The organism is Candidatus Polarisedimenticolaceae bacterium (assembly GCA_036376135.1).
In the GTDB taxonomy this organism is placed as follows: Bacteria; Acidobacteriota; Polarisedimenticolia; order Polarisedimenticolales; family DASRJG01; genus DASVAW01.
In genome coordinates this window covers 1-16,612 of record DASVAW010000112.1, presented here as the reverse complement: position 1 = coordinate 16,612, position 16,612 = coordinate 1, and the positions used below count along the sequence as shown (strand labels likewise).

Genomic DNA, 16,612 nt, shown 5'->3' with positions numbered 1-16,612 from the left:
CCCGCACGAGCCGACGTCCGACCAGTTCTTCGACGAGGCGCAGTGGGAGAGCTACCGGAAGCTCGGCGAGCACATCGGGACCGAGCTGTTCGGAGCGGCTTCGAAGTGGGACCCGGCGGGGTTCAAGGGATCGAGCCTCGACCCGTTCGTGTCTCCCCAGATCCCGCCGTCGCGCTGAGCGTTCGCTCGGTCGCGTCGCGCGAAACAATTGCAATCCCTAAAGCCTCCGAAAGGATTTCGCTGCGTCGCGGAATTTCCTACTGCACTCGCATCCCGGGCGGGGTATCTACCCGCCAACGACACCCGCCGTGCGCGAAGGAGCCGGCGGGTGCGTTGGCTTTCGAGGCAAGAACACCCACGTCGAATCGCTGTGAGGGGATGGCGATCCGGGAGGAGCGTCGTGCGCGACCTCGGGATGGCTTTCGGACTCGCGGAGCTTCGATGAATATCAAAGAAGATCTCAGCGTTCTCGTTTCGGGGAAGGTGAAGGAACTCGTCCTCGCCAAGCTGCCGGACGACCTCGCCGCCCTCCTGGAGCACGACGACCCGATCACGAAGAAGTCGATCGTCCGCATCACCGACTGCACGGTCTCCGGCGACGTCGATCCCATCACCGAGATCGCAGGTCTCAGCCAGTCGCTGACAGTGCTCGCGGAGTTCGAGCTGGACGCGGCGTTTTTTGCGCCGGGGGACACCGTGCGCGTGGCGGATCTCGAGGTCCCCTGGCCCGACCAGTCGATCGCTCCGGCCGTCGTGCCGGCCGACCGGGTGATCTGCGGCGTCGAGCTCGCTGCGGCGCTGCGCGCGGACGCCTCGGTCCGGGGAACGCTGGACGGCATCGCGATCGCGCTCCGTGCCGACGGCAAGGCCGAGATCGTCCTCCGGTTCTTCAAGGAGCTCCCGAAGGCCACGGGCGCTCGCACGGCGCTGCTCTCCACCTTCCGCGCGAGCAAATCCCCCTTCAACGCCCTGACCCATCCGCCCGCGCCGGGCGAGATCCTCGTCGCCGAGTTCTCGGGCGGCCTCGAGCTCGGAGCCGAGATCGGCTACGGGTGGACGGTGGGGGGCTCCCGATCGTTCGGTGAGGACCTCGCCGGGGTGGACCTGACCGTCGAGGCCAAGGCGGAGGCGCGGGTCGGACTGAGCGGCTCCGTTCGTTTTCAGGGGGCGCACACGCTGGTCGTGCGACCGGGGCTGCAGAATCCCGACTGGCTCAATGTCTCGTTCGTGAAGACCCGCCGATCCGAGGCGAGCCTGGCCGCGAGCGTTTCCGTCGACATTCACCTGAAGACGGGTTCCGGTGCGGATGGGGAGGCGGCCACCGCGGAGTTCGTCGACGGGCTGCTCGGCCGGACGCCGCTTCCGAGCCTCATGGCCCGGATCCGCGCGCTCGATCCCGCGGGAGACGTCGAGGAGCTGCGGACGAAGATCCGGGAGGCGACCGTCGCGAGGCTCGCCGAGGCGCTTCGCTCGGGGCTCGAGCCCTCTGCCGTCGCCGTCGACGCGGCCTACGCGGAGCTCTTCCGGCGGGCCGAGGAGCTGGTGCAGGCCTACGACGCCTTCGACGCCAAGATCCTCGCGTTCGTCGAGCAGGCGCTGGAATCCTCGAACGCGCTTTCCGAGCTCGACGCCGCCGTGGACACGATCGACAGCCTCGCGAGGGCGGGGGAGCTGCAGGGGATCCTCGACACGAAGCAACTCGCGGGAAGAACGCTGTCCGATGACGAAGTCCGGCGGATCCGCGCGGTCGTCGAGTGGACGCGCAAGGGGTACGGCGACGCGTCGCCGATCGAGAGCTGGATCCGGAACCGATTCAGCGACCTGAAGCGGCTCGTCACGCGTTACCGGGAGCAGCGCGAGGAGATCCAACGCCGCATCGAGGGCGCCTATCGCCGGATCCAGAACGAGCTGTCGATCTCCACGACCGTCGAGAAGATCCGCCGCGTGCTCGAGTCGAAGAAGGCCGAGCCGCTCCAGACCCTTCTCGAGGAGAAGATCGTCTGGCTCGAGACCCATCTCTCGACGAAGCTGAACCAGCCGGTGGACCATCTCGCCGCCGTCGCCGAGAAGGTGAAGGCCGAGCTGAAAAAGCTGGTGGACGGATACGACCGGGCGCGGGCGACGGCCGCCGAGGCGCTGGAGAAAGCCCTCAACCGGAATCTCATGCTGAACGCCTCCCTGGCGTGGTCCCGCCTGCAGACCAACCAGACGCTCGCCTCCGTCGACGTCGATCCAGGAAGCGACGCCGGGAGGGCCGCCTATCGGCACCTGCTGAGGGGGGACGTCGCGGCGGCGCTGGGTCTTCGCCGCGACCACCCCGGCTCCATTCGCTTCTGGAAGTCGTACGTCGAGGAGAGCCTGCGCCGGGACTTCACGGTACGGACGAGCATCAACGGCCGGAATCGGATGACGATCGACCGGTTCCTCCTGAGCAGCGCCACGCAGATCGAAGCGACCGACGACGGCGAGATCCTGGTGCAAAGCGTGAAGACCGGCGACGAGCGGATCGTGGAAACACGCCGACGGCTCGTCCACGTCCAGACGCTGTTCGAGGTCGCATTCGAGGAGCGCTGGGTGCGGGCCGAGGATCGCCTCGTCCGCGACGCCTTCGAGCTCCGGCGATCGTCGGTGGGGTATTCGTTCGCCGAGACGTTGAAGGACACGCCGAGCGTGAAGTCGTTCCGCAAGGGGCTCGACGAGATGCGGCGGTGCGCCGGCTGGTTGCTGGAGGAGGAGTCGGCCTGGGAGCAGGCGAGAGCCTCCACGGAAGAGGCCATGCGCGCGGGCGCGATCGGGGAAATCACACTTCGGCTCGACGCGTCCCTGTCGCCGATGGCCCTGGCGTCGGTCTTCGACCCCGGCCGGAACCCGGGCGAGCTCGGGAACGCCCTGGCCGCGGCCTACGTCCAGGCCCTCGGCCTCATGCCGTTCTCGCCGTCGCTGCCGGGTTTCGTGAAGGCGCACCTGCTCGATATCAAGCAGAGCTACGTCGCCTTGTTGCTCGAGATCCACCGCGACGTGTTCGTCCAGCGCAGGCCGGAGCGGATTCCGCTCCTGGTGACGAAACTCGGCAAGTTCATGAAAGACCTCGACGTCGCCGGCAAGGTGTCCGGGCGGAACTTCGTGATGACGATGTTCACCTTGCTCACCTCCTCCCAGGATCGCGGCGCGAGCCTGCGCATCGCGTACCTGCACCCGATCACGCAACGGAAGGTGGAGACCCGGTTCGATCGATTGCCGGAAGCGGGGTGAGCGGCGACGGGAGAGCGGCCGATCGAGGCTGCAGCGGCGAACCGAAGGGAGCATCGCCATGGCCAACCGAGAAACGCAACCCCCGCCCTTCCCGCCGGCGCTGCGCGCCCTGCGTCGCGCAGTCGCCTCCGGGACTCTCGCCCAGGCGCGCGAGGTCCTGGGGGGTCTATCCGACCAGGATCGAGCGGCGCTGCACGCCGCGTTCGGCGACGCGGGAATGCGTCGACTGGACCAGCTCTCCCTGCGTCGCGCGCGCGCCGTCAAGCGCGGCAAGGTCGTCGTCCTTCACGGGACGATGGGTTGTCATCTCGCCACGGTCGACGCCTCCGACGACAAGGATCGGATCTGGCTGAACCTGTGGCGCCTGCTCTGGGGCCGGATGAAGGAGCTCGAGCTCGACGCCGACGGGCATCCTGTCCCGAAGAAGATCCAGGTCCGCACCGACGGGCAGCTCGAGATGGTCTACCTGCCGATGCTGCTCCAGCTCGACGAGAACTGGGACGTCAAGCCGTTCTGCTACGACTGGCGCTGGGACGTCGACGCGGCCGCCGACGCGCTCGCCGCCGAGATCCGGAACTGGGGGAAGGGGGAACCGGTCCACGTCGTCGCCCACTCCATGGGAGGGCTCGTCACCCGCAGTCTGATGGTCCGCCAGCCCGACCTGTGGCGGTCGATGGACGATCCGGATGGTCGCAAGAAAGGGGGGCGGCTCGTGATGCTCGGCACCCCCAATCGCGGCTCGTACAACGCGCCGCTGGCGCTGTCGGGCGATCACGGGATGGTGAAGCTGATCTCCGCGCTCGACCTGCCGCACTCCAAGAAGCAGGAGCTGCGCGTCTTCAACTCGTTCCTCGGCACGTACCAGCTATTGCCGGCTCCCTACGTGGACATCGACGACGACCACGCGAAGCTCTACACCGCCGCGGCCTGGGGATCCGCTCCGGTGCGGCCGGCGCACCTCGATCACGCCGCGGCGTTTCACGGACGACTGCGCGAGGTGCGCTCCCCCGAGCGGATGACCTACGTCGCCGGATACGGCGAGAAGACCAACTTCCGGATCCGCGTCCCGAGCCCGGGGAAGTTCGAGCTGCTCCAGACCCGGAACGGTGACGGCACCGTGCCGCATGAGCTCGGTCGGCTCCCCGGCGTTCCGATGTTCTTCGTGCGCGACGCGCACATGAACCTCTGCAAGAACGACGCGGTGCTCGACGCGATCGACGACCTGCTCCTCGAGGGGACGACCGGCCGGCTCGACGCGGTCGCCCCGCCCACGGTTCGCGGGAAGGAAGAGGAGATCTGGATCGAGGCGGCGCGCGCGGGCGAGATTCCCGCGGAGGTCGCCGATCGGCTGAACGCGGTGAAGACGGCCGCGAGCCGGAGGACCCGCGGGCGGCGGGCCGGGGACCCGCTCGTGGAGCAGGCGCGGCTGGAGTCGGAGGTACTGCGGACCCTCTTCGGCGGCGAGGCGCTCCCGATGGCTCGGCGGCGCGCGCGGGGCGCGCGCGTGCCGCGGATCGCCGTCGAGGTCCGGTGCGACGACATCTCGAACGTCGATGCCGACGTCTATGCCGTCGGCCACTACATCGGCGTGCCGCCGCAACGGGCGGAGCTCGCCGTGGACCGGATGGTCTCCGGGACCCGCGAGACCGCGAAGCTCGTCCTCACCTCGCTCACGCGGCGTGGGGAGCTCGTGGGCGCGCTGGGGGACGTCCAGTTCTATCCGATCGCGGGGAATCCGAGACGGGTGGCGGCGATCGCGGGAATGGGGCACGCGGGGACGTTCGGCGCGGGGTCCCTGCGAACCCTCGCGAGGCGATTGTCGGTCGTCGTGTCGAGCCTTCCGCGCAGGGGCACGTTGTGCACCGTGCTCATCGGCTCGGGCGAGGGATGCCTCGCTCCCAAGATCGCCGTGCGCAGCATGCTCCTCGGGCTCGCCGATGCCGTGAACGCGGGAGCGGTCGGGGAGGGGGCCGTGCGCAGGGTCGTCTTCGCCGAGCAGGACGTCGAGAAGTCCGAGCAGATCCTCGTGGCGCTTCGGGCCGCGGCGCAGGATCCCGAGATCGCGCAAGCGGTGCGCCTGCTCGTGGGCCCCCGCGTGATCCGGGGCGACGGCAAACGCATCGGGAAGCCGCTGGTGGATCGTTGGATCCATGGCGCCGCGCTCCAGGCGAGCGCGCCGTCGGCGCCGGCCCGCGCGCGCAGGGCGCTGAAACAGCTCCTGGGGGAGGTGCGGGAGCGCGAGCTGACGCGGCTCGCCTCGGCGGCGGAGGTGTCGGCGGTCCTCGCGGAGGCCGCCAGGGAGTCGGAGAAGGCGCCGACGGACGCCGACGCCGCGCAGGCGCCGGTGACGGTGCCGACGCGGCTGAGCGTGTTCGTCGCCGACGGGAAGATCGTGGTGGCGGCGATCACGAACACGACGACGGTCGCCGAGCGCGTCGTCGGGATCGACCCGGCGCTGGTGAGCGAAGCGATCGAGCGGATGGTCCGCCCTCCCGCCGAGGAGGTCGCCGGACTCGGCGATACGCTGGCCCGGCTGGTGTTGCCCCGGGACTTCCGAGACCTGGTGGCGGACGTGGATCGGCCGATCATCTTCGAGGTCGATCGGAACATGGCGCCGGGGCACTGGGAAATGCTCTGCCTCGAAGTCGACGCGGTGGCGGCATCGGGTTGCGTCGGCCTGCGGCGACCGGTGGCCCGACAACTGCGGACGACGTTCAGTCCGCCGCCGCGGCGGGAGCCGGAGTCAGGGGCGCGCCTTCGCGCCCTCGTCGTGGGGGATCCGGGCGACCCGGAGCGGAGCGAGGATCTCCCGGGCGCGCGGGTGGAGGCGCGCGAGGTGAGCGACCTGCTCGGCTCGTGCGGCGTCGAAGTGGAATTGCTGATCGGCGCCCCGTCGAACGGCGGGGGGCCGATTGCGGGGATCCCGCCGGCTCGCCGCCTGGACGTGCTTCGGAAGCTCATGACCGGCGGTTTCGACATCCTGCATTACTGCGGCCACGGCGACTTCGATGCGCGAAACCCGTCCCGCGTCGGCTGGGTATTCAAGGGCGGGTTGCTCGCGGCGGGCGAGCTGGAGCGCGTGGATCGCGCGCCGCGCCTCGTCGTCGCGAACGCCTGTCTTTCGGGCAGGACGTCGTCGGTGGCGTCGGGCGGCCGCCAGATCCGCACGCGCTCCGAAGAGGCGGCGTTGTTGCCGTCCCTGGCGGACGCCTTCTTCGCGCGCGGGGTCCGGGACTACGTGGGAACCGCCTGGGAGGTCGACGACCAGGGCGCGATCTTGTTCGCCGGGGCGTTCTACCGGGCCCTGCTGCGGGACGGGGCGTCCGTGGGCGACGCGGTCCTCGCGGGCAGGAGGGCGCTGGCGATCCAGCCGCGCTACGGCTCGTTGTGGGCCGCCTACCAGCACTACGGCGATCCGACCCTGGTGATGCGCTGACGGCACCCAGGTACGGACGTGGAGGTCGAGCGATGGCGAAACGGAAGGCGGCGCAGAAGACCTGGACGGTCCTCGTCTACATGGCCGGCGACAACGATCTCGACTTCGCGGGGGTGGCCGATCTCGAAGAGATGAAGCGCGCGGGATCGAGCCGGAGCGTCAACATCGTCGTGCAATTCGACCGCGCGGGCGCGGGACGGAAGACCCACCGCTACCTCGTCCGCAAGGGGACGACGCTCCCCGCCGACGTGGTCCAGTCCCTGGGCGAAACGAACACCGGGGATCCGCGCGTCCTCGAGGACTTCGTCACGTGGGGGATGCGCACGTACCCCGCGAAGCGTTACCTCCTCGTGCTCTGGAACCACGGGTCCGGGTGGGACGACGCCAACGTTTTCGAAGGGAACGCGTTCAGCGGCTCGCTGCCGCCCGTCGTGCGCGGCCCCCTGGTCGTCGCGAACGCGGCGGGGCGCGGGCGAGGAACGTTGTCGTCGGGACAGGTCCGATCGGCGCTGCGGCGGAACCGGAGTGCCCTGTTCCGCACGAGCGTGCGCGCGGCGGTGTCCACCCGGGCCATCGCCTTCGACGACGACGCGCAGGACTTCCTCGACAACGTCGAGATCCGGAAGGTCCTCGCGCGGGTGAAGGCGCGGCTCGGGCGGAAGATCGACGTCCTCGGTCTCGACGCGTGCCTGATGGGCATGCTCGAGGTGGCCTTCCAGGTGCGGGGCACGGCCGCCTTCGCGGTCGGATCGCAGGAGACCGAGCCCGCGGAGGGGTGGCCCTACGACCGGATCCTGAAGGCGCTGGTGGCGCGCCCGGCGATGTCCGCGCGCGCCCTTTCCGATCGCATCGTCCGCGAGTACCTCGCCTCGTACCCTCCCGGGGAAATCGTCACCCAATCCGCGGTCGATCTGGCCCGCGTCGAACCCGTGGCGACCGCGGTGGATCGTCTGGCGAAGGCGCTCGTCCGCCTGAAAGGGGACCCGGCGGTCATCGCCGGCGTCCGCAGCGCGCGGGATCAGGTTCAGGAGTACAGCGAGCCGTACGACGAATACGTGGATCTCGTCGACCTCGCGGAGCTGATCGCGAAGCACGTCGGCGACGTCGCGGTCGGCGCGGCGTGCCGTTCCGTCGTCTCGGCCGTTCGAACCTGCGTCGTCGCCACCGGATTCCGCGGGAAGGAAGTCGCCCACTCCCGTGGGTTGTCCATCTACTTCCCGAAACGAAAGATGTCGCCGCTTTACGACCGTCTCGAGTTCTCCGGGAAGAACGCGTGGGGAGCGTGGGTGCGGACGTACCTGGGAGCGATCGGGCGGCGCCCACGGTGAAAGGAGCGCTGAGAATGCGACACGGCGGCAGTCGGAGTGTGTCGGCGATCCTGAGCGTGGCGGTCGTCGCGGCGCTGCTCGGCGCCGCGGTGCCGGACGCCGGGGCCCAGGTGCCGAGCGAGGCAGTGCAGCGACTCAGGCGTCAGATCGCCAGAAGGAATGTCACGGCACAGAATGCAGGACAGATCCTGCCCACTCCGGCGCCGTCGAGGCCGCCGCCCGCGGCGCTCGTGGCGGGAGTTCCGTACAAGGTCGATCTCGACGCCGCGTCCGAGGCCCAGGCGACCGAGGTCGTCACCCAGCAGGTCGCCGCCGCCGCCGCCGGGGCGGAGATCACGGCGTTCCCCGGCGTGGAGCGCCAACTCACCGCGCTCGGCGGTCCCGAGGTGCAGGTCAAGGCGTACGCCCTGGCCGGCCAGCCCCTCACCTTCGACACGACGGCGAACACGTACGTGGGGACGATCCGACTCGGGCTCGCGTCGGTCAGCGGCGAGAGCTTCGACACGTTGTCCGCGCCGGTTCAGTTCGAAGTGGTGGAATCCAACCTCGCCGAGCCCGCCCGCGTGTCGATGAGCCGGTCGAGCCCGCCCTTCGAGACCGTGACGATCAAGGTGCCGGACGCCAAGTCGAACCTCGTGGTTCACGTTGCGTCGCGGTTCAATCCGGCCGGGGAACCCGTCTCGCTCGGGGTGACGCCGCGGCTGCTGGTGAACACGGACCGCCTGAGGATCCAGGGGTACGGACTGGAGACCGCGCGGGTGCACGTCGAGGCGGTGGGGCACCCGAACCCGGAGACCGTGGTCGTCGCCCTGCGAACCGATCCCAGCGCCTATCTCGAGACGGCGACGCTCAAGCTCTCGCCCGACGGCACCGCCGACACGGTCCTCCGCTCGGACGGGTCGGGGAGAGTTCGAATCGTCGCGAGCGCGGCGGGATTCAGCAACGCCACGGCGGACATCACGTTCGACCCTCCGTGGCGGACGATCGTTTCCGCGATCCTCGGTGGGCTTCTCGGCGGACTCGTTCGCGTTCTGCCGGGATTGCGGCGCGGGGCCAAGGCCGGCCGCACCGTCGTCACGCTGGTGGTGGCGGTGATCGTCGGACTCCTCGTCTTCGGGCTGCTGCTCCTCGGCGTGAACACGCTCCTGATCGACTACAAGGTCCGGGTCAGCGACGTATTCGTCCTGGTCGCGTCGGCGATGGGGGCGTGGGTCGGGACCCTGGCTCTGCCGAAGCCGCCGGCGACGCAGGGGTCGAGTCTTCCCCCACGGTCGCAGGATCGGGAGAAACGCACGGGTGAAGACCCGAACCCTTGAGCCCCGCGGCGCAAGGACCGGCGTCGGAGCAGATGCAGCGTATCCTTCCGGCGATCGGTCCACGAGGCTGTCATGTGCCGTGTCGCCTGGCTCCTGGTCGCGCTGTTCGCCGTCGCGGACGCCGGGGCACCGCTCCACGCCGCCGATCGGGAGGAGCGGATTCGCGAAGCCGAGCGCCTCCACGGCAACGCGAACTACGTGGGCGCGATGGAGGCGTATCGCTCGGTTCTGAAGGACTACCCGCACGAACCGGCCGCCGTGTACGGGCTCGCGTACTCGTGGTTCAGCGGCGGCAAGCGTCTCGACGAGCTCGTTGCGTTCCTCGAGGCCGAGCTTGCGAGCGGGGTCGAGCAGGACCCGCGGTCGTACGCGATCCTCGGGCGGACGCACGGGGCGCTCGGGGCCCACGCGAAGGCGGAGCCGGTCCTGCGTCGGGCGGTCGAGCTCATGCCCGACCGAGCGCGATCGCATCAGCAGCTCGGCGTCAATCTCGCCGCGCAGAACCGCCCGACCGAGGCGCTCGACGCCTTCCTGGAATCCGCGAGGCTCGATCCCCGAGACGTGGAGACGTGGCTTGGGATCGCGGCGGCGGCCGAAGCGTTGGAACGTCCCGCGCGGGCCTTCTTCTCCGGCGCACGCGCCGCCGGCCTCGAGCCGGCATCGCTGCGCGGTCGTGTGGCGGCGATGAAGGCGTGGATCGGGTTGTTCGCCGGGTTGGCGGCGTTCGAGAACCCGAAAGCCCCCGAGGGGGCCGGGGCCATCGTTTTCGTCGGACCCGTCAAGGTCACCGGCGGAGACGAGCGCGACCGGACCCCCGCCAGCATCGAGGAGATCACGATCGCCGCCATGGCGGCGCAGCGGTTCAGCCCTCCGTGGAAGTCGAAGTCCGACGCCGAGTTCTGCGTCTTCGCCTTCGGCGCGCTGATCGGCATCTTCTCGGGTCTCGACTTCGTGGCGGAGGACCCGTTTTGGCGGCTCACGCTGCCGTGGTTCGTCGAGCTGAAGGAATCCGGCCACGCCGAGACGTTCACCTACCTGCTCCTGCGCTCCGCCGGCGACGAGGACGCCGCACGGTGGGTCGCCCGGCACGACCGGAAGGTGGAGGCCTACGAGGCGTGGGCGCGGGGCGGCGCCCGGTGAGAATGCGGGACGTTTCCACCGCCGGATCGCGATAGGGTTCCCCCACGCACCCGACCGCCAGTGGCTCGCCGCGTCCCGCGGCGGCCCCGGTCGAGGTCGATTCGTGGCCGTGGAGGCCAAGGTGGGGGACGGAATGAAGAAGTGGACGATGGCGCTTGCCCTGATCTTCGGGGTGGTCTGTTTCGCCGGCACGGCCGTCGCGGCCGACGTCCCGGTCTCGCAGGCGGCGCCGGGTGTCGAGGCGCCGGACACGGTCGAGGTGCCGGTCGTGGTCGAAATCGAGGGGCTCGAGTCCGACGCCGCGTGCGAGGAGGCGGATGCGTCGATGGCGACGCCCGCCATCGGGCAGGATCTCGCGGACTCCGCGACGCAGGTCGCCGCCTGCAAGCCGTGCAAGGGCCGGACGTGGTGCAAGTGCACCTACAACGGCTCGCCGCGCTCGTCGTGCGACCCCTGCTGCTACACGAACAACATCGGCGTGACGGTCTGCCTCGATTGATCGGAAGGGGTCAAGTCATCACCCGCCGTTGCAGATCCGCGCAGCACGCACGAGCGAAGACTTGACCCCTAATTCATCCGGATGCGCGGGTTGTCGAAGCCGAGGTTCCAGACCTGGAAGATGTAGAAGTAGTCCGGTTCACCGAAGTAGAAGCTGGCGTCCTCGACGTCGGTGATCACGGCGTTCCAGGCCTCGTCGGGTGAGAGCCCTCCGCACTCGCCGACCGTCACCCATCCCGGCGGGAGCGTGGTGCTCTCCGAGGGAACTCGGAAGTCGAAGGACTTCCAGCCGGTGCCGGGTTTGGGGACGTTTTTCGCCCCGACGTACACCACGTCGCAATCGTCGAACGGGTCCTCGGGGTCCATGCGATTCGTGAGGTAGAGCGAAACGGGGCGCCCCTCGGCGCCGAAGTCGATGCCGAAGAGGTTGACGTCGACCCCGAGTCCGCTGACCCCCTTGGCGCGGTAGTCGCCCAGGAACTTCGAGGCCCGTTCCGGAACCGCGAAGATCCGGGGACCGAAGGTGTCGAGGCCGGCCACACGGAGGTAGGCGTCCGGCCAGCCGCCGAACTCGAGGATCGTGTCGAACGACGCGACCCGCCAGCTGGCCTCCTCGACGGGGCCGTCGTAGGTCTCGGTGACGGTGATGGTGGGCGCGGCGGCGCTCGGAAGCGCGAACAGGGCGGCGATGCAGGCCGCCGGCGCGAGTCGATGGAGCTTCATGACGGGGCCTCCTGGAAAGAGGGGTCACGTCTTCATACGCTCCGACCGCGCACGGGGCAACGGGCAATGGGTCGAGTCTTCACGGACGGTTGCGGACCCGGGTCAAACGCCGGTTGAAGACTTGACCCGTTACTCGCAACCTCCGCCGCCGGGGATCCGTTCGCGGTTCCCGCTCCCCGCGCCGTAGGTTCCCGGGCCCGCGAGCGCGCCGGCGGAGCCGCGGTGGAGGTAGAACCAGGCCTCCCCCGGCGCGGGTGCGACGGCATCGCCGGCCAGGGCGTCGGCGGAATCGTTCTCGACGCAGGTCACGACGCCCAGGTCCACCGTCGCCCCCGCGATCGCGAGCGACGCCACGTCTCCGCGGATCACGTCGTAGGTCGACGGCCCCGATTCGACGTCCCACGAGACCGTCGTCGGCGCGAAGCCGGGGCTCACGCGGATCGATGCCGTCGCCGTCCGATCGAGGAGGACGATCTCGCGGTTCCCGTCCGGGTTCGCACCCGACGCCCGGCCGGTGCCCTCGAACGCCACGCGGTCGCCGTGGAGGTCGGCCACCAGCAGCCGCGCCTCGCCGGGGCGCAATCCGTCGACCCGTTCGACCTCCCCGGTGGCGACGTCGATGCGGACGAGCTCCGGGGGGACCGAGGCATCGAATCGAGGCACCGTGCTGACGACGACGACCCGGGTGCCGTCGCGGCTCAGCGCGAGTTGCGTGTGGTCGCCGGTGGCCGTCGAGGTCAGCGCGCGCACGGCGTTCGTCGCGGCCTCCCACAAGAAGACCTCCCCGTTCCCGTCGGGGTTGACGCCGCCGGGGTCGGTCGCCGAGGTGAACGCGATCACGTCGCCGTCTTCGGACATGTCGACACCCGCGAAGTACGGATCCGTGTAGAGAAGCTGCGGCGCCATCGACGCGTCGGCGCGGGTGCGATAGAGCCCGCCGACGGCGTCGAGGTAGGCGACCCACGTGCCCGTGGCATCGACGATCGCCCCGATCCCTTGCGGCCCGATGAGCGCCACCCCCGAGCCGTCGAGACCGACCCGGTAGACGTTCTCCCCGCCGCCGGCGACGCGCGACGCGAACACCGCGAGCGACCCGTTCCCCGCGACGTCCGCGCTCGAGGAAACCTCGTGCCCCACGGGGCTCAGCCGTCGCAGCTGCGTGCCGTTCGACGCGATCGCGTAGAGGGCGAACGCGTCGTCCGGATCGAGACCGAACGGGTCGGCGTTGGACAGGAAGACGATCGTGCCGCCGTCGTCAGTCACCCTCGGGAAGGTCGCCGCACCCGTCGCGAACGACGTTACGGCGGCGGGGGCGCCCCCCGTCGTCTCGAGACGGTAGATCTGCGAGATCGGCGACGGGGGAGCCCCGTCGGGCTGGGCGTTCGAGGAGAAGACGACGGTGGCGCCGTCGGGGGTGAGGTCGGGGTATTCGTTGTCCCCGCCGCGGACGTGGGATAGCTGCAGCGCGTCGTTGAAGGGATCGGCTCCCGTCTGGGTCGTGCTGTGGAGCTCGTTGCCGCCGTCGGGGTTCTCCCCCTGGGCCCACGTCGGTTCCCCGTCGCAGAGGAAGGCGATTCTCCCCGTGCCTCCGGGCGCGACCGCCCAGATACACGCGCCGGGCCCCTCGAACCCCGAGACGGTGAGCCTCACCTGGGCGGTGCCGTCGGTTCGTGTCTTGTAGATCTCCCAGCCGCAGTCGCGCTTCGAGTGGACCACCCAGCTCCCGTCGTCGAGAAGCGTCGGGCCGTAGGCGACGCTCGGCGCGAAGCTCCCCTGACAGGCACAGGCGCCGGACACCTCCTGGAGCTGCGTTCCGTCCCAGCGGACGGTCGCGATCTGAACGTTGCCCTGACATTGGGGCTGACCCGTTCCCGGAGCGGGGATTCCCGTCGCCGAGGTCTCGAACGCGACCGTCCCGCCGTCGCCGGAGATCTCGGCGATGCGGCAGAACCCGGAGAGGTTCGTCAGCGCGCGGGTCGTGCCGGAGTCCACGTCGACCGCGGCGACCTGGAAGGTCCCGTTCGCGACCCCCTCGCATACCACCGCCCGGGTGCCGTCATCGGAGACGGAAACCCATTCGGTTCCGCGGACCGGCGGGGCGGAGGTCAGTCGCCGGAGGCCCGTGCCGTCAGCCGCGACGACGTACGCGAGCGTCATCCGATCGGGGTTCGCGACCGTGAGCTCCCCGTCGGAGAGGAAGACGACGCGCGCGCCGTCCCCGGAGATCGCGAAACGGGAGATCTTCGCGAGCGCGTCGGTGGTCGCGGTGAGCTGCCGGAGCACCGAGCCGTCCGCCTTCATGAGAAAGAGCTCGACGTTCCGATCGGCGTTCTGTCCCGTGAGATTTTCCCTCGACAGGAACGCGAGCCACAATCCGTCGTCGCTGACCGAGACGCCGCTCATCGCGGGCCAGGGGGTCAGGACCTCGGGAGGGTGAGGGACGACGACGCCGTCTCCCAGGAAGGTCACCTGCGCGACGTCCCCCGTCGCGGGGTTCCAGCGGAAGATCTGGGGGACGTTCCCGGGGTTGGTGCCGAGGGGGTCGGCTGCGGTGACCGCCCAGATCCCGGTCGAAGCGTCGTCGAGGGCCGCCCGGGTGACCGTCGGGCGGACGACGTCGGTGAGGGGGCGCACGACCCCTCCGGCCGCGACCGCGGTGACCGGGAGCGCCACGAGGGCGGCGACGACGAACCGCATGGATCACCCCTGATGCCGTGACCAGAGATTACGCCGGTGCGGTCGAGATTGAAGGGGCGATCGCCCTACTTCCCCTTCGTTGCCTTTTCCGCACGCCGATCGAGGTCCTCCTGGGTGTCCTTCTTGTGCTCGGCCACGATCTCGTCGGCTTTGGCGCGTCCCCGGGCGGTCATCGTCCCGTGTTTCTTGCACTTCGCGAGGGCGGCCTTTCCCGCCTCCTCGTCGAGGACCTCGAGCTTGGTCCTCGCGCGGAATCCGCCGATCTGGACGTGCTGCTGGATGTAGTACGTCTTGCCGGCCTCGACCTCGAGCTCCAGCGCGTCGACGTTCTCCGACTTCGACCAGAAGACGTGTTTGCCGGGGTCGACCTGCGTGAAGAAGTAGCTGCTTCCGCGATTGATCCCGGCGGGGGTGTCGTCCACGATGAAGAAACTCTTGATCGCGTACCCCACGCTCGTCGGGCGGAGGACGTAGACGAGAGCCTTGCCGTCCTCGGCGACCCCCAGGGGGTGGTCCTTGGTGAAGACGACATATCCCTCGTCGTCCGGGGCTTCGTCCTTTTCGTCGGCGGCCAGGGCGCCGGCGGGGGCCAGGAGCAACAGGAGCGCCAGAAGGGTCGTCCGAGCGCGGCGATCGAGCGGATCTTGCATACGGTCTCCTCCAAGGGGCCGCGGCTGTTGTAGCACCATCCCGGGAGATGCCTACAATGGCCGATCCATTTCACCGGAGACGGCCATGACCGACGAAGAGGACGATTTCGCGACCCTGTTCGAGGCGTCGCTCAAGACGAAGCGTTTCGAGGACGGCCAATCCGTCAAGGGGACGGTCGTCGCCCTGGCGGGGGACGTCGCGTTCGTCGACGTCGGCGGCAAGGGGGAGGCGACGATCGACCTCGCGGAGCTGAAGGACGACGACGGCGTCCTCGAGGCGGCGGTCGGGGACACGATCGAGGCGGTCGTGGTCTCGAGCTCGGGCGGCCTCAAGCTCTCCCGCAGGCTCGCGCGGGGCGCGGCGTCGCGCCGCCAGCTCGAGGACGCCTTCCGTTCGGGGCTTCCCGTCGAGGGGAAGGTCGAGCGCGCGGTGAAGGGGGGCTACGAGGTCAAGATCGGCGGCCAGCGCGGCTTCTGCCCGATCTCGCAGATCGACATCGTCCGCAACACCGAGCCCTCGTCGCACGAGGGGCGGGTCTACACCTTCCGCATCCTCGAGCTGAAGGACCGCGACGTGGTCGTCTCGCGACGGGCCCTCCTCGAGGAGGAGCAGCAGGAGCAGGCCGAGGAGATCCGCAAACTGATCGTTCCCGGTGCCGTCCTCACCGGGCGCGTCGCCTCGGTCCGCGACTACGGCGCCTTCGTCGACCTCGGCGCGGGGATCCAGGGGCTGCTGCACATCTCCGAGATGGGCTGGGCCCGCGTGCAGGACGCGTCCCAGGTCGTCGAGCCGGGGGCGGAGATCCAGGTCAAGGTCCTCCGCGTCGACGCCGCGAACAACAAGATCTCGCTCGGGATCAAGCAGCTCCAGGCCGATCCGTGGTCGAAGGTCGCGGAGAAGTATGCCGTCGGCGCCGTGCACGCGGGCCGCGTCACCCGCCACGCCGAGTTCGGCGCGTTCGTCGAGCTCGAGCCCGGGGTCGAGGCGCTCGCGCACCTCTCGACCTTCCCGCCGACCGGGCGGAGCGACGGGTGGAAGGCGTCGGTCCCGATCGGCGGCACCGGGGCGTTCGAGGTGATGAGCCTCGACCTCGAGAAGAAACGCATCGGCGTCGCGCTCGTCCCCGAAGGCTCGACGCGCGCGGAAGGGGTCGCCCCGTCGGCGCCCGTGAGGGCCGGGATCACCCCCGGCGCGCGGCTCAAGGGGAAGGTCGAGCGTCACGAGAAGTACGGAGTGTTCGTGTTCCTCGCGCCGGGAAAGACCGGGCTCGTCCCGATGAGCGAGACCGGCGTCGAACGGGAGGCGGACCTCTCGAAGGTCTTCCCGCTCGGGGGCGAGGTCGAGGTGGAGGTGCTCGCCGTCGAGGAGGGCGGCCGGCGCATCCGGCTCAGCCGCAAGGCCATCCTCGATGCGGCCGAGCGCGCGGAGATTCGCGAGTACAGCCAGCGCCGGGACGCCGCCCCTTCGGACGGCTTCGGCACGCTCGCGGACAAGCTCCGGAACGCGCTCAAGAAATAGGGACAGCAACCATTTTCGATAAATGGGGACTGTCCCCAAAAAATGGGGACAGT

The 16,612-nt window shown here is 69.8% G+C and carries 10 protein-coding genes; 7 read left to right on the top strand and 3 right to left on the bottom strand.

The window, feature by feature from the left end; translation table 11 throughout:
* Nucleotides 1–441: 441 nt before the first annotated feature.
* The 6 genes from VF139_11330 (at nt 442) to VF139_11305 (ending at nt 10,971) form a co-directional block, all read left to right on the top strand.
* Nucleotides 442–3,252, top strand: coding sequence for a hypothetical protein (locus VF139_11330; protein ID HEX6851985.1), 2,811 nt, complete (start codon nt 442–444; stop codon nt 3,250–3,252).
* A 58-nt stretch (nt 3,253–3,310) separates the two neighbouring features.
* Nucleotides 3,311–6,688 carry a CHAT domain-containing protein gene (locus VF139_11325; protein ID HEX6851984.1) on the top strand — a complete coding sequence of 1,126 codons (3,378 nt, stop codon included), beginning with the start codon at nt 3,311–3,313 and terminating at the stop codon, nt 6,686–6,688.
* 32 nt (nt 6,689–6,720) lie between these two features.
* Complete coding sequence (locus VF139_11320) at nt 6,721–8,016, top strand: clostripain-related cysteine peptidase (protein HEX6851983.1); 1,296 nt, start codon at nt 6,721–6,723, stop codon at nt 8,014–8,016.
* 38 nt (nt 8,017–8,054) lie between these two features.
* Complete coding sequence (locus tag VF139_11315) at nt 8,055–9,332, top strand: hypothetical protein (GenBank protein ID HEX6851982.1); 1,278 nt, start codon at nt 8,055–8,057, stop codon at nt 9,330–9,332.
* 72 nt (nt 9,333–9,404) lie between these two features.
* Entirely contained in the window at nt 9,405–10,472 is a 1,068-nt protein-coding gene (locus VF139_11310) for a hypothetical protein (protein HEX6851981.1), read from the top strand.
* A 103-nt stretch (nt 10,473–10,575) separates the two neighbouring features.
* On the top strand, nt 10,576–10,971 hold the full coding sequence (locus tag VF139_11305) for a hypothetical protein (protein ID HEX6851980.1): 396 nt from the start codon (nt 10,576–10,578) through the stop codon (nt 10,969–10,971).
* 68 nt (nt 10,972–11,039) lie between these two features.
* On the opposite strand, the gene VF139_11300 is transcribed toward VF139_11305, so the two are convergent.
* The 3 genes from VF139_11300 to VF139_11290 form a co-directional block, all read right to left on the bottom strand.
* Nucleotides 11,040–11,693 (bottom strand): hypothetical protein, encoded by a 654-nt coding sequence (locus tag VF139_11300; GenBank protein HEX6851979.1) that lies wholly within the window; start codon nt 11,691–11,693, stop codon nt 11,040–11,042.
* Between the two features lie 129 nt (nt 11,694–11,822).
* A complete protein-coding gene (locus VF139_11295; protein ID HEX6851978.1) occupies nt 11,823–14,390 on the bottom strand; it encodes a hypothetical protein in 2,568 nt (855 codons plus the stop codon).
* Nucleotides 14,391–14,455: 65 nt separating this feature from the next.
* Nucleotides 14,456–15,040, bottom strand: a complete 585-nt coding sequence (locus VF139_11290) for a DUF2846 domain-containing protein (GenBank protein HEX6851977.1) — start codon at nt 15,038–15,040, stop codon at nt 14,456–14,458.
* Nucleotides 15,041–15,125: 85 nt separating this feature from the next.
* Between VF139_11290 and VF139_11285 the strand changes: the two genes are divergently transcribed.
* On the top strand, nt 15,126–16,559 hold the full coding sequence (locus VF139_11285) for a S1 RNA-binding domain-containing protein (protein ID HEX6851976.1): 1,434 nt from the start codon (nt 15,126–15,128) through the stop codon (nt 16,557–16,559).
* The last annotated feature ends 53 nt before the right edge of the window (nt 16,560–16,612 follow it).